23 protein-coding genes are annotated in these 21,865 nt (G+C 40.2%); 22 read left to right on the top strand and 1 reads right to left on the bottom strand.

What is annotated here, in order from left to right:
- The first annotated feature begins 50 nt into the window (after positions 1 to 50).
- On the top strand, positions 51 to 416 hold the full coding sequence (locus ASU02_RS10475; protein WP_057763369.1) for a phage holin family protein: 366 nt from the start codon (positions 51 to 53) through the stop codon (positions 414 to 416).
- 285 nt (positions 417 to 701) lie between these two features.
- On the opposite strand, the gene ASU02_RS10480 is transcribed toward ASU02_RS10475, so the two are convergent.
- Complete coding sequence (locus ASU02_RS10480) at positions 702 to 1,271, bottom strand: N-acetylmuramoyl-L-alanine amidase (RefSeq protein ID WP_057763370.1); 570 nt, start codon at positions 1,269 to 1,271, stop codon at positions 702 to 704.
- A 245-nt stretch (positions 1,272 to 1,516) separates the two neighbouring features.
- Here ASU02_RS10480 and hprK point away from each other — a divergent pair, with 245 nt between their 5' ends.
- From hprK to ASU02_RS10585, 21 genes are all read left to right on the top strand, one after another.
- Positions 1,517 to 2,440, top strand: a complete 924-nt coding sequence (gene hprK / locus ASU02_RS10485) for an HPr(Ser) kinase/phosphatase (protein WP_057763371.1) — start codon at positions 1,517 to 1,519, stop codon at positions 2,438 to 2,440.
- Between the two features lie 200 nt (positions 2,441 to 2,640).
- Positions 2,641 to 3,462 carry a prolipoprotein diacylglyceryl transferase gene (gene lgt, locus ASU02_RS10490; protein WP_057763372.1) on the top strand — a complete coding sequence of 274 codons (822 nt, stop codon included), beginning with the start codon at positions 2,641 to 2,643 and terminating at the stop codon, positions 3,460 to 3,462.
- A 37-nt stretch (positions 3,463 to 3,499) separates the two neighbouring features.
- Positions 3,500 to 4,453: a nucleoside recognition domain-containing protein gene (locus ASU02_RS10495; protein WP_057763373.1), complete on the top strand. Its 954-nt coding sequence runs from the start codon at positions 3,500 to 3,502 to the stop codon at positions 4,451 to 4,453.
- On the top strand, positions 4,437 to 5,090 hold the full coding sequence (gene ppaX / locus ASU02_RS10500) for a pyrophosphatase PpaX (RefSeq protein ID WP_057763374.1): 654 nt from the start codon (positions 4,437 to 4,439) through the stop codon (positions 5,088 to 5,090). The genes ASU02_RS10495 and ppaX overlap by 17 nt, the downstream gene beginning before the upstream one ends.
- Positions 5,087 to 5,623 carry an acyltransferase gene (locus tag ASU02_RS10505; protein ID WP_057763375.1) on the top strand — a complete coding sequence of 179 codons (537 nt, stop codon included), beginning with the start codon at positions 5,087 to 5,089 and terminating at the stop codon, positions 5,621 to 5,623. Before ppaX ends, ASU02_RS10505 begins: the two co-directional genes overlap by 4 nt.
- An 870-nt stretch (positions 5,624 to 6,493) precedes the next feature.
- On the top strand, positions 6,494 to 7,684 hold the full coding sequence (locus ASU02_RS10510) for an ATP phosphoribosyltransferase regulatory subunit (protein WP_057763376.1): 1,191 nt from the start codon (positions 6,494 to 6,496) through the stop codon (positions 7,682 to 7,684).
- Complete coding sequence (gene hisG / locus ASU02_RS10515; RefSeq protein WP_057763377.1) at positions 7,681 to 8,304, top strand: ATP phosphoribosyltransferase; 624 nt, start codon at positions 7,681 to 7,683, stop codon at positions 8,302 to 8,304. Before ASU02_RS10510 ends, hisG begins: the two co-directional genes overlap by 4 nt.
- Before the next feature lie 56 nt (positions 8,305 to 8,360).
- Positions 8,361 to 9,632, top strand: coding sequence for a histidinol dehydrogenase (gene hisD, locus ASU02_RS10520; protein ID WP_057763378.1), 1,272 nt, complete (start codon positions 8,361 to 8,363; stop codon positions 9,630 to 9,632).
- Positions 9,633 to 9,636: 4 nt separating this feature from the next.
- Complete coding sequence (gene hisB, locus ASU02_RS10525; RefSeq protein WP_057763379.1) at positions 9,637 to 10,224, top strand: imidazoleglycerol-phosphate dehydratase HisB; 588 nt, start codon at positions 9,637 to 9,639, stop codon at positions 10,222 to 10,224.
- Positions 10,225 to 10,860, top strand: coding sequence for an imidazole glycerol phosphate synthase subunit HisH (hisH, locus tag ASU02_RS10530; RefSeq protein WP_057763380.1), 636 nt, complete (start codon positions 10,225 to 10,227; stop codon positions 10,858 to 10,860). It begins immediately after the preceding gene.
- Entirely contained in the window at positions 10,857 to 11,594 is a 738-nt protein-coding gene (hisA, locus tag ASU02_RS10535; protein WP_057763381.1) for a 1-(5-phosphoribosyl)-5-[(5-phosphoribosylamino)methylideneamino]imidazole-4-carboxamide isomerase, read from the top strand. The genes hisH and hisA overlap by 4 nt, the downstream gene beginning before the upstream one ends.
- Positions 11,588 to 12,346 carry an imidazole glycerol phosphate synthase subunit HisF gene (hisF, locus tag ASU02_RS10540; protein ID WP_057763382.1) on the top strand — a complete coding sequence of 253 codons (759 nt, stop codon included), beginning with the start codon at positions 11,588 to 11,590 and terminating at the stop codon, positions 12,344 to 12,346. Before hisA ends, hisF begins: the two co-directional genes overlap by 7 nt.
- The gene (hisIE, locus tag ASU02_RS10545; RefSeq protein ID WP_057763383.1) at positions 12,343 to 12,933 is read left to right on the top strand and encodes a bifunctional phosphoribosyl-AMP cyclohydrolase/phosphoribosyl-ATP diphosphatase HisIE; all 591 of its coding nucleotides are present in this window, start codon (positions 12,343 to 12,345) and stop codon (positions 12,931 to 12,933) included. Before hisF ends, hisIE begins: the two co-directional genes overlap by 4 nt.
- 809 nt (positions 12,934 to 13,742) lie before the next feature.
- Positions 13,743 to 14,705, top strand: a complete 963-nt coding sequence (locus ASU02_RS10550) for a nuclease-related domain-containing protein (RefSeq protein ID WP_057763384.1) — start codon at positions 13,743 to 13,745, stop codon at positions 14,703 to 14,705.
- A gap of 83 nt (positions 14,706 to 14,788) precedes the next feature.
- Complete coding sequence (locus ASU02_RS10555; protein ID WP_057763385.1) at positions 14,789 to 16,282, top strand: tetratricopeptide repeat protein; 1,494 nt, start codon at positions 14,789 to 14,791, stop codon at positions 16,280 to 16,282.
- 92 nt (positions 16,283 to 16,374) lie between these two features.
- Positions 16,375 to 17,325 (top strand): thioredoxin-disulfide reductase, encoded by a 951-nt coding sequence (gene trxB / locus ASU02_RS10560; protein WP_057763386.1) that lies wholly within the window; start codon positions 16,375 to 16,377, stop codon positions 17,323 to 17,325.
- A gap of 355 nt (positions 17,326 to 17,680) precedes the next feature.
- Positions 17,681 to 18,139: an 8-oxo-dGTP diphosphatase gene (locus ASU02_RS10565; RefSeq protein ID WP_057763387.1), complete on the top strand. Its 459-nt coding sequence runs from the start codon at positions 17,681 to 17,683 to the stop codon at positions 18,137 to 18,139.
- Between the two features lie 105 nt (positions 18,140 to 18,244).
- On the top strand, positions 18,245 to 19,138 hold the full coding sequence (gene rapZ, locus ASU02_RS10570) for an RNase adapter RapZ (protein WP_057763388.1): 894 nt from the start codon (positions 18,245 to 18,247) through the stop codon (positions 19,136 to 19,138).
- On the top strand, positions 19,135 to 20,109 hold the full coding sequence (locus ASU02_RS10575; protein WP_057763389.1) for a gluconeogenesis factor YvcK family protein: 975 nt from the start codon (positions 19,135 to 19,137) through the stop codon (positions 20,107 to 20,109). The genes rapZ and ASU02_RS10575 overlap by 4 nt, the downstream gene beginning before the upstream one ends.
- A gap of 204 nt (positions 20,110 to 20,313) precedes the next feature.
- Positions 20,314 to 21,255, top strand: a complete 942-nt coding sequence (gene whiA / locus ASU02_RS10580; protein WP_057763390.1) for a DNA-binding protein WhiA — start codon at positions 20,314 to 20,316, stop codon at positions 21,253 to 21,255.
- A gap of 35 nt (positions 21,256 to 21,290) precedes the next feature.
- On the top strand, positions 21,291 to 21,548 hold the full coding sequence (locus ASU02_RS10585) for an HPr family phosphocarrier protein (RefSeq protein WP_057763559.1): 258 nt from the start codon (positions 21,291 to 21,293) through the stop codon (positions 21,546 to 21,548).
- Positions 21,549 to 21,865: the final 317 nt, after the last annotated feature.

Here is a 21,865-nt window from a genome sequence, read left to right on the forward strand (position 1 = left end):
ATTTGTGCTGGTTTCTTTATCCACACCGCCAGAACAGAGGTGTAAAGTAAATGAGATGGTTGATCGGCATTTTAATTAATGCCATCCTATTTGTGGCGATTGCAGGATTTTCAGAAGAATCCTTTTATGTATCGAGTTTTGGAGCAGCAATTGGAGCAAGCTTTATTCTGTCTATCTTAAATATTCTTGTTCGGCCGATATTAATAATCCTTACGCTCCCAGTCACTTTAGTGACACTTGGATTATTTCTATTTGTCATTAATGCGATCACTTTACAAATTACGGATAATATTATGGGCAGTTCCTTTGAAATTGCAAGCTTTGGTACAGCACTGCTTGTTGCGGTTATCATGGCAATTGCGAACATAATCATTCAAAAGGTTGTCTTTGAACCGGCAAAGGATAATAAGGAATAGATTGTCAGCAATTGAAGCATTGGAAAAAAGCCAGCACTAGGATATGTGCTGGCTTTTTCTATACGAGCAGGAAAAGGCGAGGGAAGCTAGTTTAAACTGAAGATTAACGGGCTGTTCGACTTTTGCTTCAAGAAATGGATGGAACAGAAATCTCTCTTATGACGGTTCAACCAAAAACAGTGGGGATGCTGATTGAGTTTCATTTTTATCCACAAATTCGTCAGCATCCTTTTTTATCATTTGAAAGATTCAACTTATATCTCGTTTGAAGGTACTGAAGAAGGGCTATTCAAAGGACTTGTCCATCCTTTTCAAACGGAATTGATCCACGACTCCTTTGACAATGGCTTCTGCACAAGTTTTTCGAAAGCTATCTGAACGCAATTGCTTAACTTCCTCACGATTTGTCATAAATCCGCATTCTACCAAAACGGCAGACATCATTGTTTCTCTTAGTACATGGAAGTTAGCCTCCTTTACACCTCGATCCTTTAACCCTGTGGAATTGATTAAGTGTTGATGGATTTTTTGTGCAAGTTCGGTTGTTTTCTTCGGTCTAATTGGATGGACGTATGTTTCGATTCCATTTGCATCATTCCAGCTTGAGCCGAAGGCATTCGCATGAATGGATACATAGCAATCAACCTTTAGACGGTTTGCCTTGTCTGTCCGTACTTTAAGCGGAATGTCCTGTTTGTCTGAGTGAGCAAAATAGACAGTCACCTGTTGATACGATTCAAGAAGGACCTTTGCGTAATTAACGACATCTCGATTGAATTCATATTCCCGCATCCCATCGGGACTTCGTTTCCCGGCTGTTGAATACCCATGTCCTGCATCCAGCATAATTTTCATTTTCCCGCTCCTTTCAATAGGTTATATTCATTTGTAAACAAATCTCCTGCCGTGTCAAGGTGCCAAAAAAAACTTGTTATCTTTACTATATAAATGAAGCGAAGAAAAGGACATGTATAATAGAAAAATGGCATAATTATAAGCGGTTCATTTGGTTCTGAGGTAAAAAGTGCTAAAATGAAGGGAAACTGCCATAATAAAATGGAAACAGCGAGATATCACTTTCCTGAAAAGGAGGAAATGAAATGGCTAAAGTATGTACTAAAGATATTATCGAAAAATTTGACCTCGAACTTATAAGCGGCGAAGAAGGAATCAATCGCCCAATTGTCACAAGTGATCTATCAAGACCTGGTATTGAACTAGCCGGATATTTTAATTTTTATCCAGCTGAAAGAATTCAGTTAATTGGTAAAACAGAGCTAACCTTTACGGAAAGATTAAATGATATGGACCGGCAAGACCGCTTCGAACGTCTATGCACGGATATAACTCCCGCAATAATAATCTCAAGAGGGATGGAAGTGCCGAATGATTTATTGGTGGCCTCGGAAAGAGAGTCCGTGCCGCTTTTAAGAACGAGGCAAAAGACGACTCGATTTTCGAGTTTACTTACAAACTACCTTGAAAGTAAGCTTGCTCCAACAACAGCTGTCCATGGTGTGCTCGTTGATGTCTATGGCATTGGTGTACTCATTACGGGAAAGAGCGGTGTAGGTAAAAGTGAAACAGCGTTGGAACTTGTAAAACGGGGGCATCGTCTCGTCGCTGATGATTGCGTGGAAATTAGGCAGGAAGATGAAAATACGCTCGTTGGAACCTCCCCAGAGCTGATTGAACATTTACTGGAGATTCGTGGCCTTGGAATTATTAATGTCATGACATTATTTGGTGCTGGAGCTGTAAGAAGCTATAAACGAATATCAGTAGTGATGGATTTAGAGCTGTGGGATCAAAACAAACAATATGATCGACTCGGACTAGACGAGGAGAAATTGAGAATTATTGATATGGACTTGCCTAAGCTAACAATTCCCGTTCGCCCAGGCCGAAATCTTGCTGTCATCATTGAAGTAGCAGCTATGAACTTCCGTTTAAAAAGAATGGGAGTCAATGCAGCCGAGCAATTCTCAAACCGCCTTGCTGATGTTATAGAAGACAGCGAGTAATAAAATCAAAGGTTTCGCAAAAATATAGCAGGATTTGCAAATATAATGCAGATCTTGCAAATATAATGTGAACTATGCAAAAAGATCAGCATTTTAAAAAATATTGCTAACTTGCAAAAAAAGTTTTCGCAGTAGTTATATGTATCCTCGTTTTTTTGCATTAAAATAGAAAAAATGAAAGATTAAAAGGAGCAGTGATTATGGAATCGATTATTCAACCGCTTGACCCGATCGCCATATCTCTTGGGCCAATAAATATCCGCTGGTACGGATTGATTATTGGTATCGGGATTGCCTTAGCACTAATGCTGGTTATGCGAGAAGGAGAAAAAAGAGGGATTAAAAAAGAAGTATTTGCAGATTTAATGCTTTGGGCTATTCCGATCGCCATAATTTCAGCCCGCATCTATTATGTTATCTTTCAATGGGATTATTATGCCCAGAACCCTGGTGAGATTATTAAAATATGGGAAGGCGGCATTGCCATCCACGGAGCATTGATTGGATCTGTGATAACTGCTGTTGTCTTCGCAAAAAAGAGAGGCATTTCCTTCTGGAAAATTGCTGATATTACAGCACCAGGTATCATTTTAGGGCAGGCAATTGGACGATGGGGAAACTTTATGAATCAGGAAGCGCATGGTGGAGAAGTAACACGGGCATTCCTAGAAAACCTTCATCTGCCAGAGTTTATCATCAATCAAATGTACATTAACGGTACGTATTATCAACCTACATTTTTATACGAATCGGTATGGAATATTATTGGTTTTATTATTCTCATTTTATTAAGAAGAGTTAATTTACGACGCGGGGAACTATTCCTCACATACGTAATCTGGTACTCAATTGGGCGCTTCTTTATTGAAGGAATGCGGACCGACAGTTTATGGCTAATAGAGGGGCAGTTAAGAATGGCACAAACCATTTCTATTGTTCTTGTGATTGGAGCTGTCATTCTTCTAGTGGTAAGAAGAATGAAGGGGTATGCAGATGTTCGTTATTTAGATAAAAGTGTTTAATTTTACAAGCGAACCTACATAAGAGAGGGGAAGAGACATGCTGGTCGAATCGTCCAAAAAGGGGATCATGGTTGGCTTAAAGACGACTTGGACGTTAGGAAAGATCATCTTTCCCGTTACCTTAATCGTTGCTCTGCTGCAGCATACGCCTATCCTGCCATGGGTAATTAAGTTAATCACGCCGCTTATGAATCTAATTGGCTTGTCGGGGGATACAGCCATTCCGCTTGTTTTAGGGAACTTCTTAAATCTTTATGCGGCAATTGGGGCGATATTGACGCTTGATTTGACTGTAAAAGAGGTATTTATCGTTGCAGTTATGCTTTCCTTTTCCCATAATATGCTTATTGAATCAAGCGTAGCCGTTAAAGTAGGTGTGAAGCTTTGGATTGGTGTCGCAGTGAGGATGGGGCTAGCGCTCATTTCTGCGATTGTGATTAATCTTGTATGGCACGGGGGATCTGAAATAGCTAAGTACGGCATGATTCCAGCCAAAGAAGAGGAAGTTACAGGCTGGTTTGCTATTCTTCTAGATGCCTTGCAGAAGGCAGGTTTAGGTATTTTTCAACTGGCTATCATTGTCATTCCGCTTATGATTGTGATTCAAATATTAAAGGATTTAAAGTGGCTTGCTGTTTTTTCAAAATGGATGGCTCCAGTAACAAGAATGCTCGGCATGAAAGAAAACACATCGACAACACTTGCAGCTGGTTTGTTGTTCGGTCTTGCCTATGGGGCAGGAGTCATGATCCAGGCTGTGAAGGAGGATGGAGTCAGTAAAAAGGATGTAACGATTGCCTTTGTCTTTCTAGTTGCCTGCCATGCGGTTGTTGAGGATACGCTGATTTTTGTTCCATTGGGTATCCCGGTATTGCCGCTTTTACTTATCCGCTTAGGCGTCGCGATTCTCTTAACTCTGATTGTCGCATTTATTTGGAACCGTACAGATATGGCTAAAAGAAAGGAAGCATCATATGAGCACACAAGTTAATACTGTTTTATTCGATTTAGATGGAACATTAATTGATACAAATGAATTAATCATTTCCTCTTTTTTGCATACGTTAGGAACATATTATCCTGATCGTTATAAGCGGGAAGATGTCCTTCCTTTTCTAGGTCCAACGCTTACGGAAACGTTTGAGTCGATTAATCCTGAAAAGGTAGAGGAAATGATTCGTATATATAGAGAGTTTAATCTTGGCAATCATGACTTGCTTGTGAAGGAATTTAATGGGGTATTTGAAACGATCCGTTCATTGAAAGAAGCAGGCATCAAAATAGGAATAGTCACAACAAAGGTACTAATGGTCGTTGAAAAAGGCTTGAAGCTAACAAAACTGGACCAGTTCTTTGATGTTGTTGTTGCATTGGATCATGTTCAAAACCCCAAGCCAGATCCAGAGCCGATTTTAAAAGCGCTTGAACTTTTGGGCTCGAAGCCGGAAGAGGCGATCATGGTCGGCGATAATTCCCATGATATTCTCGGCGGGAAAAATGCAGGTACGAAAACAGCTGGTGTTGCTTGGAGTGCGAAGGGGAAAGAATTCTTACTTCAATTTAATCCAGATTATATGCTCGAAAACATGGCAGACTTGCTTGATGTTCTTGAGGTTGATAGAAAATGAGAAAGACGGAGCGATTTCCGGTAGAGGGTGCCAACTCTCTTTGGCATGTATACAAGACAGTCCCTTTTTGGAAAGTAGTCAAGAACTTTGCCGTGATTCAGCTGGCAAGATATACACCTTTTCTAGGGATGAAAAATTGGCTGTACCGGACCTTTCTGCGAATGAAAGTGGGCGAACACACTTCTTTTGCACTAATGGTCATGCTCGATGTCATGTTTCCGGAAAAAATAAGCGTTGGCCGCAATACAGTGATTGGCTACAATACGACCATTCTGGCACACGAATATTTAATTAAAGAATATCGCCTCGGGCATGTTGACATTGGCAGTGAAGTAATGATTGGCGCTAATTCAACAATCCTACCAGGCGTATCAATTGGGGACGGTGCCATTGTATCAGCTGGCACACTCGTGCATAAAGATGTCCCTCCTGGCTCCTTTGTCGGCGGAAATCCAATGCGCGTAATTTATACAAAAGAAGAAATGGCTAAAAGATGGGCAGACGATCCCATCTACGGCAAGGAAAAAGAATAATTTTGAGTCCTGCATCCTGCAGGGCTCTTTTTTTGTTCTGTGAAGAAGTATATGTCCATCCTTAAAAAATTTTATTACTATTTGATTGCTGATCTAGTTATTGAGCAAGTTTATTGATTTATCTAGCATTTTGAATGGTTTATCTAGTAACTATCTCTTTTTATCGAGCATTTCAGTTTAGAGTTCCAATTTATCGTGTATTTCCCATCGTTTATCTAGCGTTTTTCACTTTATATCGAGCATTTGCATAAAGTTATCTAGCAGCTTTCTTATTTTATCGAGCATTTCAGTTTGAGATTATCTTTATCGAGCATTTCTCATCGTTTATCTAGCATTTTTCACTTTATATCGAGCACTCGCATAAAGTTATCTAGCAGCTATCTCATTTTATCGAGCATTTCAGTTCGAGAGCAGCTTTATAGAGTAATTCCCATCGTTTATTTAGCATTATTCACTTTATATCGAGCATTTGCATAAAGTTATCTAGCAACTATCTCTTTTTATCGAGCATTTCAGTTTGAGATCCGCTTTATCGAGTAATTCATATCGTTTATCAAGCATTTTTTACTTTATATCTAGCATTCACATAAGTTTATCTAGCAGCTTTTTCATTTTATCGAGCATTTCAGTTCGAGAGCAGCTTTATCTAGTAATTCCCATTGTTTATCAAGCATTATTTACTTTGTATCGAGCATCCATATGAAATTATCTAGCAGCATCGTCCCATTATCGAGCATTTCCCGACATTCCTACATACTAGGTACTATTTTCTGAATTATTTGTTGACGGAACTAAGAGAGGGAGTTAAAATACATATATCTTTAATTTACTACCATATTAGCGAACTAAAGGATTTTGAGGTGAACGTCATTGACCCGCTTATTTATGTTTGAAAAACCGCTAGGGATGAGAGATACATTACCCGATTTATATGATCGAAAACAAAAAATAAAATTATCCATAGAAAATGAGATGAAGAGTTGGGGCTATCAATTTATGGAGACTCCAACACTTGAATATTATGATACGGTCGGTGCCGCGTCTGCCACACTCGATCAGCAGTTATTCAAACTTCTTGATCAGCAAGGGCAAACACTCGTCATGCGGCCGGATATGACAGCGCCTATTGCACGTGTTGCTGCATCAAAGCTATTAAAAAATGATCTTCCGATTCGATTAGCGTATTCTGCAAATGTATTTCGTGCACAGCAGAGAGAAGCTGGACGCCCAGCTGAGTTCGAACAAATTGGTGTGGAGTGCATTGGAGATTCTACAATCAGTGCGGATGGAGAAGGAATTGCCTTAATGATTCATTCATTACAAGCAGCCGGATTAGAAGACTTTCGCCTTTCCATCGGGCATATTGGATTTGTGCAGACATATTTCCTGCAGATTTTAGGAACGGATGAAAGAGTAGAAGCATTAACAAGATATTTATATGAAAAAAACTATGTAGGCTACCGGGAGCATGTAAATGAATTAGCACTATCATCCATAGATAAACAAAGATTACTAGAATTCTTAACCCTTAGAGGCGGGCGTCCGATCATTGAAAAGTTTTTTGATTTGCTTGAGAATGACATAGGAAAAAGAGCAGTGACCGAACTTCAGCAGCTGTGGGACATCATTTCTGATTTTGGGTTAGATGAAAAGGTGACCTTCGACCTCACTTTGGTAAGCCATATGAGCTACTATACAGGAATAGTATTTGAGGTATATGCAGGAAACGTCGGCTTTCCAATTGGCAATGGGGGCAGGTATGATTTATTGCTGCGGAAATTCGGAAAGCAAGCAGGTGCGACTGGATTTGCGATTCGAATAGATCGACTTTTAGAAGCATTTGTTGTTGATAATGAAGAATATGAGCGTGCCTCCTGTGTATTATTTAGTTCGGAGCGGCGAAAGGAAGCTTTTGAATATGCACAAAAGCAAAGGCAGTTAGGAAATAAAGTCGTACTGCAGGATATAATCGGAGTCAAGGATATCGATGGCTGCACAAGCCAATACGTGGATATTACCTTTCTAGTCGGAAAATCGGGAACGGAGGTGGTGTTAAAATGAAGGACTTTTTAACGATCGCCATGCCAAAAGGGAGGATATTTGAGGATGCGGCCCAATTGCTTAGACAGGCAGGCTTTCAATTGCCGCCTGAATTCGATGATTCACGAAAACTGATCATTGAAGTGCCTGAAGAAAAATTCCGATTTATTTTAGCTAAGCCGATGGATGTTCCGACCTATGTAGAGCACGGGGTGGCTGACCTTGGGATTGCAGGGAAAGATGTCATGCTCGAGGAAGAACGGGATGTTTATGAATTGCTTGATTTAAAAATAAGTGCCTGCTACCTCGCTGTTGCTGGATTGCCTGAATCAAAAACCAATGATGTAGCGCCAAAGGTGGCAACTAAATATCCACATGTAGCTGCAGCTTATTTTAGAGAGCAAGGGGAGCAGGTAGAGATTATTAAGTTGAATGGTTCGATTGAGCTGGCCCCTCTTATTGGGCTGGCTGATCGAATTGTCGATATTGTTTCAACGGGGAGAACGTTAAAGGAAAATGGCTTGGTCGAGTATGAGCAGATGGTGAAAATCACCTCCAGACTGATTGTGAATCCAGTTAGCTTTCGACTGAAGGATGAGCGAATTAACGAGCTTGTCGAACGGCTAAGCAAGATAAAGTGAAACTAACCATCAGTGGGAGTCTTACTGCCCTGCGATAAAAACTGGAGGGAACGTGCATGAGAATCTTTAAAGTGAGTGATCAGCCTTCTATTAAAAGGTCAGTCGATAGTGGCACAAAGGAACAGCGAGCAACAGTCAAAAACATTATCAAATCAGTTCGAAAAGATGGGGATCAGGCATTAAAAGCTTATTCATTAGAATTTGATGGGGTGCATCTGGAGGACTTCACGGTAACAGAAGAAGAGAAAAGGGAAGCATATAAAGAAGTCGATGATACAGTCTTAGGAGTTATCAGAGAGGCTGCAGATAATATCCGAATCTATCATGAAAAACAGCTGCGCACTTCCTGGATGACAACCGATGAAAATGGCTCGATTCTTGGGCAAAAAGTAACTCCTCTTGATTCGGTGGGCTTGTATGTTCCAGGGGGAACGGCAGCTTACCCATCATCGGTCTTAATGAATGTCATTCCTGCAAAGGTAGCTGGAGTCAAGCGAATTGTCATTGCCACTCCTCCTGATAAAAAAACAGGGAAGCTGCCGCCAGCCGTTCTTGTAGCTGCTCAAGAGGCAGGTGCAAAAGAAATGTATAAAGTTGGCGGAGCACAAGCGATAGCGGCTCTTGCCTACGGAACAGAGACGATTGCTTCTGTTGATAAAATTACAGGTCCAGGGAACATTTATGTAGCGCTAGCGAAAAGAGAAGTGTTCGGCGATGTGGATATTGATATGATCGCAGGACCAAGTGAAATAGCCATTATAGCTGATGCCACAGCCAAACCGAATGAAGTGGCAGCAGATCTATTGTCTCAAGCAGAGCACGATCAATTATCGTGCAGTGTGCTAGTTACACCTTCAGAAGAGCTAGCTGAAGCGGTTGCCGATGAGGTTGAAAAACAATTGAATGTGCTCCCGCGCCAGGAAATCGCTAGACAGTCGATTGAAAACTATGGAGCAATATATGTAACTGAAACAATGGAGGAGGCTGTTCAAACAGTCAATCGCCTTGCACCTGAGCATTTAGAAATTATAACGGAAAATGCATTGTCGTTAATAGGACAAATTAGACATGCTGGAGCGATTTTTATTGGCAGATTTAGCCCTGAACCGGTTGGTGACTATTTTGCTGGACCGAATCATGTGCTGCCAACAAACGGCACGGCACGATTTTCTAGCCCGTTAAGTGTAGAAGATTTTCAAAAAAAATCGAGCATTGTTTTTTATAGTGAAAAGGCATTGAAAGAGAATGGGGAAAAAATTGCCTCGTTTGCGCGTCTTGAGGGTCTAGAAGCTCATGCACGCGCGATTGAAGCAAGATTAAAGGGGTGAAATCATGTCCAGAGTTTCTGAGATTAAGAGAATTACAAATGAAACAGAAATAAAGCTCTCATTAAATATAGATGGCGAAGGCACAAGCAAGCTTGAAACGGGTGTCCCGTTTTTAACCCATATGCTTGATTTATTCGCTAAACACGGTCAGTTTGATTTAACTGTTCATGCAAATGGAGATACAGAAGTGGATGATCATCATACAACAGAGGATATTGGTATTTGTCTTGGACAGGTGCTGAAGGAGGCACTTGGCGATAAAAAGGGCATCAAGCGTTATGGGAATGCATTTGTTCCGATGGATGAGGCGCTTGCCCAGGTGGTTGTTGATTTAAGCAATCGCCCGCATTTAGAATTTCGTGCAGACCTTCCAAGTGCAAAGGTAGGAACATTCGATACGGAGCTTGTTCATGAATTTCTATGGAAGCTTGCGTTAGAAGCAAGGATGAATCTGCATGTGATCGTTCACTATGGAAAGAACACACATCATATCATTGAAGCCATTTTTAAAGCACTTGCACGGGCATTAGATGAAGCGACAGCCATCGATCCAAGAATTAAAGGAGTTCCGTCTACGAAAGGGATGTTATAAATGATCGGCATCATTGATTATGGCATGGGTAACCTGTTTAGTGTGAGCAAGGCTCTAGAAAGATTAGATGTGCCTTACTTTATTTCGGAAAAAGCAGAAGAGCTGATGAAGGCGAATGGATTAATCCTGCCAGGAGTTGGTTCCTTTAAAGATGCAATGGAGCGGTTAAATCAGACTGGCTTATCAGCTATGATTAAAGAATTTGTGGAGATGGGAAAGCCCTTCCTTGGCATCTGTTTAGGGATGCAGCTTTTGTTTGAAGGAAGCAAAGAAAATGGGGAGACAATCGGCTTAGGATTACTCACAGGATATGTTGAAAAATTTTCGGGAGTAACAGCGGATGGCAGTCGATATAAAGTGCCGCATATGGGGTGGAATCAGTTGGAATGGACGCAAATTCCTTCGATTTTTCAGCAAATAGAGGATTATGCTTATTTTGTGCATTCATATTATGTTGATCATATGGACCAGGATGTTTTACTAGCAAAGTGCAGGTATGATGTAGAAGTCCCCGCGGTTGTTGGAAGGGGAAACCTATATGGCATGCAATTTCATCCCGAGAAAAGCAGCAGACTGGGCATAGAGCTATTGCGTAATTTTACGGAACTCGCACGTGAAAGGGTGAATGCAAGATGAGCTTTACAATTTTTCCAGCGATCGATATGAGAAGCGGGAAATGTGTCCGTCTGCTCCAGGGAGACTATAATCAGGAAACTGTGTATGGGAATTCCCCGTTTGAAATGGCTAGAAGTTTTGCAAGCGCTGGGGCAAGCTGGATTCACATGGTTGACCTTGACGGGGCGAAGGATGGGTTAAGGGTAAATGATTCTTTTGTCGTTAAGGCAGCAAATGAACTAACTGCCAAAATTCAAATCGGCGGGGGCATCCGAACAGAAGCGGATATCGCTCATTATTTAGAAAATGGGATTGCCCGTGTCATCCTTGGAAGCATCGCTGTCTCTGATCCTGACTTTGCGATTGAAATGATTCAAAAATACGAAGATCAGATTGCGATTGGACTTGATGCGAAAAACGGCTATGTCGCAACGCAAGGCTGGCTTTATACATCGAAGGTGAAAGCAGTCGAGCTGGGCAAACGTTTTGCGGACGCTGGTGCAGAAACCTTTATATTTACAGATATTGCAACAGACGGCATGCTTTCAGGACCGAATGTGGAAGCGGTTAGGATGCTGGCACAGGAAACAGGGAAATATGTGATTGCTTCAGGTGGTGTTAGCAGTCTTGCTGATTTAAGAAAACTGAACGAATTAAATAAGGCTGGCGTGATTGGGGCGATTGTCGGTAAAGCACTTTATGAAGGCCGTTTTTCTGTTTCAGAGGCATTAAGCGAGGTGTCGGTATCATGTTAACGAAGCGAATTATTCCCTGTCTTGATGTAAAGGATGGACGAGTCGTGAAGGGGGTTCAATTTGTGGAGCTGCAAGATGCAGGTGATCCTGTTGAATTGGCACGCTTTTATGATGAACAAGGGGCGGATGAGCTTGTTTTTCTAGATATCTCTGCATCTGTAGAAGGCCGAAAAACAATGATTGACGTTGTTAGAGCCGTTGCAGCTGAATTGGCCATTCCCTTTACAGTTGGCGGCGGAATCAACTCATTGAAAGAGATGAAGGGAATTTTAAGAGCAGGTGCGGATAAAGTTTCGTTAAATACGGCTGCTGTTAAAAATCCAAGCTTAATAACAGAAGGGGCGAATTTCTTTGGTTCCCAATGCATGGTTGTGGCAATAGACGCGAAATACGAAATAGAGCAGGGATTATGGCGTGTCTATACCCATGGGGGGCGAACACCTACTGAACTAGATGTCATCGAGTGGGCAAGGAAAACGGCCGAGCTTGGTGCGGGTGAAATTCTCCTTACAAGCATGGACTCAGATGGGGAGAAAAATGGGTTTAATATCGAGCTGACACGGGCAGTGAGTGAGGCTGTATCCATTCCTGTGATTGCATCTGGAGGAGCAGGATGTGCGGAACATTTTGCCGAAGTTTTTACAGAAGGAAAAGCAGATGCAGCACTTGCAGCGTCCATTTTTCATTATAAAGAGACATCCGTTGCAGAAGTAAAGACATACTTAAATGAAAAAGGAGTGCTTGTCCGATGAATGTTCAGTTTGATGAAAAGGGGCTTGTGCCGGCAATTGTTCAGGATGCACGTACGAAAGAAGTGCTGACCCTTGCTTATATGAATAAGGAATCATTAGAAAAGTCGATAGAAACAGGGGAAACCTGGTTCTTCAGCCGTTCGCGGCAGGAGCTTTGGCATAAAGGCGCAACAAGCGGGAATACCCAGAAAATCATCGAAATGAAAGTAGATTGCGATCAAGATGCAATTGTTGTGCTAGTCGAACCAGCTGGACCAGCCTGTCATACAGGAGAAACCAGCTGCTTTTCTGATCCGATGATTCTCTTCAAGCTTGAACAAGTCATTAAAGATCGTGAAAAAAACCGGCCAGAAGGTGCCTATACAACCTACTTATTTGAAAAAGGCCTGGACAAAATCCTGAAAAAAGTAGGAGAAGAGTCTGCAGAGGTCATTATCGCTGCAAAAAATCGAGATAAAGAAGAACTCAAATGGGAAGCCGCTGATTTAATTTACCATTTACTTGTATTACTAAGAGAGCAGGACCTGCCGTTATATGAAATTCTGAAAGTCCTAGAGAAAAGACATGAACCAAAACCGGCCGAATAATGGCTGGTTTTTTTCTATATTATATGAAAAGAGGGCCACAAATCGAATTGCTAGATAACATAAAATAGATGCTAGATAAACATATAGAAATGCTAGATAAATCATGTAGATTGCTTGATAAAGAGTTCCACAAATCGAATTGCTAGATAACATAAAAAAGCTGCTAGATAAACATATTCAAATGCTAGATAAAATAGAAAAGACGCTCGATAAATCATGTAAATTGCTCGATAAAGAGAATCACAAATCGAATTACACGATAACGTAAAAAAGCTGCTAGATAAACATATCCAAATGCTAGATAAACTAAGAAAGCTGCTCGATAAATTATGTAAATTGCTCGATAATGAGAATCACAAATCGAATTACACGATAACGTAAAAAAGCTGCTAGATAAACATATTCAAATGATAGATAAAATAGAAAAGACGCTCGATAAATCATGTAAATTGCTCGATAATGAGAATCACAAATCGAATTGCACGATAACGTAAAAAAGCTGCTAGATAACCAAATCGAAATGCTAGATAAAATAGAAAAGACGCTCGATAAATCATGTAAATTGCTCAATAAAGAGTTCCACAAATTGAATTACTCGATAAGATGAAAAAACTGCTAGATAAACATATCCAACTGCTAGATAAAATAAGAATGCTGCTCGATAAATCTAGATAAATAACTCAATAAGAGCAATCATTACATAAATTCACCAAAATGTAACAAATTCAGAGAAACAAACGAACTTAAATGCAGGATTTCCCCTAACAAAAAAAGAAATTAGCTTCCAATCATATAAAGGAGGGAGCAAATTGATTGTCAAAGAACGAAGCATACCAATTAGAATACAAAAGAACGAAGCATTATTAAGGAGGCTTCCAAAAGATCATATAAAAAGACAAGAAATCGAGGAGGATCTACGAAAGCGCTGGGCAGGTTATCGAGGAGAGCAATCCGTCGATTATTATTTAGGAAAATTGCCGGAAAAGGATTTTCTAATCTTTCATGGCATTCGCCTTTCCAATGGCGAATACATCTTTCAAATAGATACACTCCTTTTGACCCCATATTTTGCGCTTATTCTAGAAATAAAAAACTTTTCAGGCACTTTGTATTTTGACCCACTATTTAATCAATGGATCCAAACAGCACAAACGGGTGAAAAAGGGTACCCGTGTCCAATTGAACAAGCCAACCAGCAGAAACAAGGACTTAAAAAATGGCTAGAAGCACGCAATATATCCATTCCTATTGATTTCCTCGTAGTTATAAGCAAACCCTCGACCATTCTTAAAACTGCACATGGGAACACGCCTATCCTTCAGAAGGTTTTACATATTCAATTCCTGCTCGATAAAATTCAAAAATTAACATCCAAGGAAACAATTTTGAATCATAAAGAATTAAAAAGAATAGCACGCCTTATGGTAAAAGAGCACAGATCAGAAACATTTGATATTCTAACATTTTATAAAGTTCTTCCATCAGAATTAATAACGGGTGTCTTCTGCAGCAATTGCATATCAATCCAAATGACTAGATGTTACGGAAATTGGATTTGCCCCGAATGCAAGCAGAAAGACCCGCATGCACACGTTCGAGCAGTCGAGGATTACTTCCTATTATTTAATGATACCCCCTTATCCAATCAGAGATTTCGTGACTTTCTTCATTTAACATCTCCTTATATTGCCAATCGCCTGTTATTATCTATGAATTTGCCTTTTACCGGTTCGAGAAAGGATAGGCTTTATCACTCGTCAGCGGCTTGGTAATGTCAAATATCCCTCAATCCCTTCTCTATAAGGTTGCTCATGTGATATACTACTTGAGTTGATTAAGAAAGATGGAGGATTTCATGAGCAAAGACTCTAAAGCAAGACAACCAAAAGGAAAATTACTAACATTTAACCCGACCGGTGAGTATTATTTTGCCAAAGGACTAAAGGCTTACCATAAAAGGGATCTATATAAAGCAAAAAAATATATACAGCGAGCGATGCAGCTAGAGCCTGGAGAACCAATGATAGTTTGTCAATTAGCGATTATTTGCTCGGAATTGGGTGACTATCAGGAGGCAAACACGTTTCTTCACACGATTCTGGAGGAATTGGATGCGGATATGGTGGAATGCCACTATTTCCTTGCAAACAATTATGCCCATTTAGGCTTCTTCAAGGATGCTTATCATCATGCCAATTTATATTTGGAGCTGGATGAGGATGGTGAATTTGTCGATCACACGATGGATTTACTTGAATTGCTGACAATGGAAGCGGAAGAGATGGATGAAGAGTTATATGATCAGGACGATCTTATTACAAAGCAGGAGCATGCACGGGAACTTCTGGAATCTGGGCATTTTCCAAAAGCGGTGGAACTGCTAAATTCAGTGATCGATGAGTATCCTGAATACTGGTCTGCCTATAACAATCTTGCGCTTGCCTATTTTTACCTTGGTGATAATCAAAAGGCTGCTGATATTCTAGAAAAGGTGTTTCAAGAAAATCCTGGGAACTTGCACGCCCTATGCAATAAGCTCGTGTTTGCGTTTTATCAGCATGATCTGCCTGAAGTTAAAGCATTGAAGGACATGTTGAAAAAGATTAAGCCGATATCAATTGAGCATCAATTTAAGCTTGGGGCAACATTTGCTTTAACAGGCGAATATGATGAGGCTTTTTCATTGCTGCGCAGCCTTCAGAAAAAGGGTTTTGATGGAGATGGCACCTTTTTTTATTGGCTTTCCTATGCTGCGTACTATACAGGCAGGGAAGCAATTGCTCAATCTGCATGGAAAAAAGCGATTCAAATGAATCCAGAAAAAGAAGGCAGCGAGCCATGGAACGAGGATAAGACTGTCCTTGACGGTTTTGAAAACCACCATGTATCCATTCTGAAAAAATTGGAAAGCGATTATATTGAGGAACGCCTATTTGCCTTATTCTTAACTTCCGTGTCAGCGGGAAAAGATGAGATTCTGGGTTCAAAAGAAATGAAGCAAAATCAAAGATTCTCACATTTAGAGCGGAAATATTTATCGTTTTTACGGACAAAAGAAGAAATGGCTGACCAGGCACTACACGAAACAGCCATACTTCTTTATCAAAATTATCATCCAATCGGTACAGTAGAAGCTGGATTGTTTTTAATGTGGTTTGCTGTTTTTGTCAAGATGGAAAGCAGCAGCCTGCCAGTCAAAAACAATAAGGCATGGGCAGCTGCAGTTGAATATATCTGGATGAAAATGCGAGAAGAAAAGGTTTCTCAGCAGCAGCTTGCTGGAAAATATGGTGTTTCCTCTTCTACCTTACAAAAATATGTAAAAATGGTTAAAAATCTCCTTTCGTGAGCAAATATTTGGACGGAATCCTTTAATTTTTATAGGATATGAGTAGATGGTCATAATAGAATAAAGATCCCTTTTCTTAGGAGTGAAATAACATGACGGAAGAGAAAATTTATGATGTCATTATCGCAGGTGCCGGCCCAGCTGGAATGACTGCTGCTGTTTATACATCACGGGCAAATTTATCAACTTTAATGATTGAGCGCGGTGTTCCTGGTGGACAAATGGCTAATACAGAAGAAGTAGAAAACTATCCAGGTTTTGATCATATTTTAGGACCTGATTTATCAACTAAAATGTTCGAGCATGCGAAGAAATTCGGTGCTGAATATGCATATGGCGATATCAAGGAAATTATTGACGGTGAAGAGTACAAAACAGTTGTTGCAGGATCTAAGCAATATAAAGCTCGTGCTGTCATCATTACGACTGGAGCTGAGTACAAGAAGCTTGGTGCACCAGGAGAGAAAGAATTAGGCGGCCGCGGCGTTTCCTACTGTGCGGTATGTGACGGAGCCTTCTTTAAAGAGAGAGAGCTTGTTGTCATCGGCGGCGGGGATTCTGCAGTAGAAGAGGGTGTGTACTTGACTCGTTTCGCATCAAAAGTAACGATCGTACACCGCCGTGATGAGCTTCGTGCTCAAGCAATTCTGCAGCAGCGCGCATTTGATAACGAAAAAATTGATTTCATTTGGAATCATACAGTTAAGCAAATCAATGAAAAAGACGGCAAGGTTGGAAGTGTAACTCTTGTTTCAACTGAAACAGGTGAAGAGCAAGAGTTCAGAACGGATGGTGTCTTCGTCTACATCGGAATGATCCCATTATCTAAGCCGTTTGCAAGCCTTGGTATTACTAATGAAAATGGCTATATCGAGACAAATGAGCAAATGGAAACGAAAATTCCTGGCATCTTTGCTGCTGGTGACATTCGCGAAAAAATGCTTCGTCAAATCGTCACTGCAACTGGAGATGGAAGCATCGCAGCACAAAGTGCTCAACATTATATCGAAGAATTAAAAGAAAGCATGAAAGCGAAAGCTTAATGTGTAAAAAGCCGCATACTAATTGTGCGGCTTTTCTTTTTACTAAAACTTTCTTCATCGGAAATAATATTTACAAAAAGTAATTCTCTTTTAATTTTCCTGTAACAGTCATGCAATAAAATTGAGGTATTCTAATAATAGAAATTGACCCCCTTTTAAAGATATAATCCTTTGTTAAGCACAGTGTATCTGTGCTTTTTTTTTGTCTAAAAATAATCGGAATATTTTATTAAAATCAACAATAATTGTGTTCGATAAATCCAATTGTAAGAATCTTCAATTCGTTGTGGGTGTTTAACAAAAATAGTATAATAAAAGGAATAAGCAGACGGGATGGAAGGCAGGTGCATAGAAGTTGCAGCGAGTCACTAACTGTGTATTGTTGAAAGATGATCAAGTATTGCTTTTGCAAAAACCGAGTCGAGGCTGGTGGGTAGCTCCAGGGGGAAAAATGGAGCCAGGAGAATCAGTTAGAGATTCATGTATCCGGGAATTCAGAGAGGAAACAGGGGTATATTTGCGCAATCCGAATATAAAGGGGATCTTTACCTTTATTATGAAAGAAGGCGAAAAGGTTCTTTCTGAATGGATGATGTTCACTTTTTTAGCGACAGAGGCTGATGGACTGAACCTAGATGAGTCGGAAGAAGGGAAAATTCTGTGGCACCCATTTGAGGAAATCAAGAACCTTCCTATGGCAGCAGGTGACTATCATATTCTAGAATACATGATTCATGGAAACGGAATAATTTATGGTACGTTTACCTATACGCCAAATTTTGAACTACTTAGCTATAGATTAGATCCGAGTTAAAGCCTCCGGCGAGCCCTTAAGATTATTCAGAGAATTTATGCGAACTCGATAGAATTTGGGGCGTAAATAAGCCAAGGCAATTTGATATACAGGGGGAAAACAAAAATGAGTACAGGCGCAGTGAATGAAACGCAAATGGTCATTATTACGGGGATGTCAGGCGCTGGAAAAACAGTTGCCATTCAAAGCTTTGAAGATCTAGGTTTCTTCTGTGTGGATAACCTGCCGCCAACACTCTTGCCTAAATTCCTTGAACTGATGAAGGAATCCGGGAATAAGATGAATAAGGTTGCATTAGTCATGGACCTTAGGGGACGTGAATTCTTTGACCATTTGTTCAAAGCACTTGATGACCTTTCAGAGACTTCCTGGATCACACCGCAAATTCTTTTCTTAGATGCGGACGATTCTACATTAGTTAGAAGGTATAAGGAGACGAGGCGGTTTCACCCACTTGCTCCATCTGGCCTTCCTCTTGAGGGAATTAAGTTGGAACGTGAGCTTTTAGAGGAATTAAAAGGAAGAGCACAGCTCATTTACAATACAACACGTTTAAAACCAAGAGAACTTCGTGAAAAAATACTTACGGAATTCTCTGTGAATAAGTCAACTTTATTTACTGTCAACGTAATGTCCTTTGGTTTTAAACATGGAATTCCGATTGATGCCGACCTTGTTTTTGATGTGCGATTTCTTCCAAACCCTCACTATATTGAACATATGCGGCCAAAAACTGGTTTAGATGAAGAGGTCTCTACCTATGTATTAAAGTGGTCAGAAACACAAAAGTTTCTTGAAAAGGTAACAGAGCTTCTCAGCTTTATGCTTCCTCATTACAAAAGAGAGGGAAAAGCGCAGCTCGTTATTGCCATCGGATGTACGGGCGGCCAGCATCGTTCAGTAGCCTTGACAGAATATATTGGGGATTACTTCAAGAATGAGTATCATACACGAATTACACATCGTGATATTGTGGGGAGAAGGGAAAAAGAGAAATGAAAAACAGACAGCCAAGAATTGTCATCATCGGAGGGGGAACAGGATTGCCTGTTCTATTAAGAGGACTAAAGCAGTATCCTGTTGATATAACTGCTATAGTAACTGTTGCCGATGATGGAGGCAGTTCAGGGAGACTGAGAAATGATTTACATATTCCTCCTCCCGGTGATATACGCAATGTTTTGGCAGCACTGTCTGATGTGGAGCCACTGATTGAAGAAATGTTTCAGCATCGTTTTAAGACGTCTAATGAGCTATCTGGTCATTCGCTTGGGAATTTAATTCTAGCAGCCATGACTTCAATTACGGGGAATTTCGTTCATGCTATTCAGGAAATGAGCAAAGTATTGAACGTAAGAGGAAAGGTCTTGCCTGCCGCTAATCAAAGTGTCGTTCTTCATGCGGAGATGGAAGACGGGACAGTCGTTTCTGGAGAATCCAAAATTCCTTACTCTGGGAAAAAAATTAAAAAGGTATTTTTATCACCTAAGAATATTAAACCTCTTCCTGAAACAATTTCTGCCATAAGGAAGGCCGATTTAATCATCATTGGCCCAGGAAGTTTATATACGAGTATTTTACCGAATCTTCTTGTTCCAAAGCTCGGGCATGAGGTTTGCCGCGCCAAGGCGAAAACGGTGTATATTTGCAATCTCATGACCCAAGCGGGAGAAACATTTAACTATACAGCAAGCGACCATGTAAAAGCAATTTACGATCACATGAGCTGTGCGTTTATGAATACGATTCTTGTCAATAGTGAGGCTATCCCTGACGATATTCAAGAGCGATACAGTGAAGAAATGTCAAAGCCAGTTATCTTTGATACAGAGCGCCTTCAGGAGTTAGGTCTAGAAGTGATTCCAGGAGAAATTGTGAACGAAAAAGACGGTGTGATTCGTCATGATACAAAAGTGGTCGCAGAAATGTTATATTCATTACTTATGGATGAAATGAAAAAACGAAACTAATTAGATAGTTTAACGTAGTTTATACTTGACGCCTATATACAGGTGCACAATGCTTTTCTATTTATCTAGCTGGAGCACCTAAAGCTTTCGGGGGCATAAGCGAATCCGTCCAAAAGGTTAAAAAATAACCTTCCAGCCGGTTCGCCTTATGCTTGTCGCCCCTGACCAAGGCGCTTACGCTTTTCTAATAAGGGTGGTGAGAATATGTCTTTCGCTTCGGAAACGAAAAAGGAATTAACGAATCTGGAGGCAAAGGATTGCTGTGGAAAAGCGGAATTATCAGCGCTTATACGGATGAATGGCTCGCTTTCATTTTCCAACAGAAAATTAATCGTTGATATTCAAACAGAAAATGCAGCGATTGCAAGAAGAATTTATATCCTGATTAAAAAAAATTATCATGTACAAGTAGAACTTCTCGTTCGAAAGAAAATGAGGCTGAAAAAGAATAATGTTTACATTGTTCGTTTATCAGAGAAGGCCAGTGAAATTCTGGACGACTTAAAAATAATTAGTGAGGGCTTTGTTTTTACACACAATATTTCAGAATCATTGATTAAAAAGAAATGTTGTAAGCGCTCTTATCTTCGCGGCGCTTTTCTGGCCGGAGGATCTGTTAACAACCCAGAAACTTCATCATATCATTTAGAAATTTCTTCACTTTATAAGGAGCATAATGACTCTTTATGTGAATTGATGAATACATTTAATTTAAACAGTAAAACACTCGAGAGAAAAAAGGGCTTCATCACGTACTTAAAGGAAGCTGAAAAAATTACCGAGTTTTTGAGTGTCATTGGGGCTCATAATGCACTGCTTCGATTCGAAGATATACGGATTGTCCGTGATATGAGAAATTCGGTGAACCGACTTGTCAATTGTGAAACAGCGAACTTAAATAAAACAATCGGTGCAGCCATACGCCAAGTCGAGAACATACGATTTATTGATGAAACCGTTGGCCTTCATATTTTGCCAGATAAACTAAGAGAAATTGCTGAGCTTCGAGTCGCCTATCAGGATGTTACATTAAAAGAGCTAGGTGAAATGGTCTCTGGGGGAAATATAAGTAAATCAGGTATTAATCATCGTTTAAGAAAAATAGATGAAATTGCTGACAAACTGCGAGCAGGGGAATCGTTTTAAAAAAATTATGAATCTATATGGGAGGAAAGGAAGAAATGTTGGAAAAACAGGTTGAAGTAAAATTAAAAACAGGATTGCAGGCACGGCCTGCCGCACTTTTTGTGCAGGAAGCCAATCGATTTTCATCGGATGTCTTTCTCGAAAAGGATGGAAAAAAAGTAAATGCAAAAAGTATCATGGGCTTGATGAGCCTTGCAGTTAGCTCAGGATCAGTCATTACATTAATTGTAGACGGTAAGGATGAAACAGAAGCACTCGAAGAACTGTCTAAATATATTCAGAAGGAAAATTAATAAACATTGCAAAGAGTCTGGAGCCTTATTCCAGGCTTTTTTTTGGGTGAAAAGTGAAATGCTAGATAAATATAGGAAAGTGCTCGATAAAAGACTGGGGATGCAAGATAAATGATGTGAAATGCAAGATAAAATGAGGCTAAAGCAGAAATGCATGATAAAGATAGAAAGCTGCTAGATAAATGCAGAAAAGTGCTCGAAAAAAGATTGAGGATGCAAGATAAACGGTGCGAATTGCACGTTAAAATGAGCCCAAAGCAGAAATGCTAGATAAAGCAAGAAAGCTGCTAGATAAATACAGAAAAGAGCTCGATAAA

This window comes from Cytobacillus praedii (genome assembly GCF_001439605.1).
Classification (GTDB): Bacteria; Bacillota; Bacilli; order Bacillales; family Cytobacillaceae; genus Cytobacillus; species Cytobacillus praedii.

Coding starts and splice junctions, on each gene's coding strand:
- hisG (WP_057763377.1), top strand. CDS start 7,681: ATGAAGGACTTTTTAACGATCGCCATGCCAAAAGGGAGGATATTTGAG.
- lgt (WP_057763372.1), top strand. CDS start 2,641: ATGGAATCGATTATTCAACCGCTTGACCCGATCGCCATATCTCTTGGG.
- hisH (WP_057763380.1), top strand. CDS start 10,225: ATGATCGGCATCATTGATTATGGCATGGGTAACCTGTTTAGTGTGAGC.
- hisA (WP_057763381.1), top strand. CDS start 10,857: ATGAGCTTTACAATTTTTCCAGCGATCGATATGAGAAGCGGGAAATGT.
- ASU02_RS10480 (WP_057763370.1), bottom strand. CDS start 1,271: ATGAAAATTATGCTGGATGCAGGACATGGGTATTCAACAGCCGGGAAA.
- ASU02_RS10585 (WP_057763559.1), top strand. CDS start 21,291: ATGTTGGAAAAACAGGTTGAAGTAAAATTAAAAACAGGATTGCAGGCA.
- hisIE (WP_057763383.1), top strand. CDS start 12,343: ATGAATGTTCAGTTTGATGAAAAGGGGCTTGTGCCGGCAATTGTTCAG.
- whiA (WP_057763390.1), top strand. CDS start 20,314: ATGTCTTTCGCTTCGGAAACGAAAAAGGAATTAACGAATCTGGAGGCA.
- hisF (WP_057763382.1), top strand. CDS start 11,588: ATGTTAACGAAGCGAATTATTCCCTGTCTTGATGTAAAGGATGGACGA.
- ASU02_RS10575 (WP_057763389.1), top strand. CDS start 19,135: ATGAAAAACAGACAGCCAAGAATTGTCATCATCGGAGGGGGAACAGGA.
- hisD (WP_057763378.1), top strand. CDS start 8,361: ATGAGAATCTTTAAAGTGAGTGATCAGCCTTCTATTAAAAGGTCAGTC.
- ASU02_RS10555 (WP_057763385.1), top strand. CDS start 14,789: ATGAGCAAAGACTCTAAAGCAAGACAACCAAAAGGAAAATTACTAACA.
- ASU02_RS10495 (WP_057763373.1), top strand. CDS start 3,500: ATGCTGGTCGAATCGTCCAAAAAGGGGATCATGGTTGGCTTAAAGACG.
- rapZ (WP_057763388.1), top strand. CDS start 18,245: ATGAGTACAGGCGCAGTGAATGAAACGCAAATGGTCATTATTACGGGG.
- ASU02_RS10475 (WP_057763369.1), top strand. CDS start 51: ATGAGATGGTTGATCGGCATTTTAATTAATGCCATCCTATTTGTGGCG.
- ppaX (WP_057763374.1), top strand. CDS start 4,437: ATGAGCACACAAGTTAATACTGTTTTATTCGATTTAGATGGAACATTA.
- hisB (WP_057763379.1), top strand. CDS start 9,637: ATGTCCAGAGTTTCTGAGATTAAGAGAATTACAAATGAAACAGAAATA.
- trxB (WP_057763386.1), top strand. CDS start 16,375: ATGACGGAAGAGAAAATTTATGATGTCATTATCGCAGGTGCCGGCCCA.
- ASU02_RS10505 (WP_057763375.1), top strand. CDS start 5,087: ATGAGAAAGACGGAGCGATTTCCGGTAGAGGGTGCCAACTCTCTTTGG.
- hprK (WP_057763371.1), top strand. CDS start 1,517: ATGGCTAAAGTATGTACTAAAGATATTATCGAAAAATTTGACCTCGAA.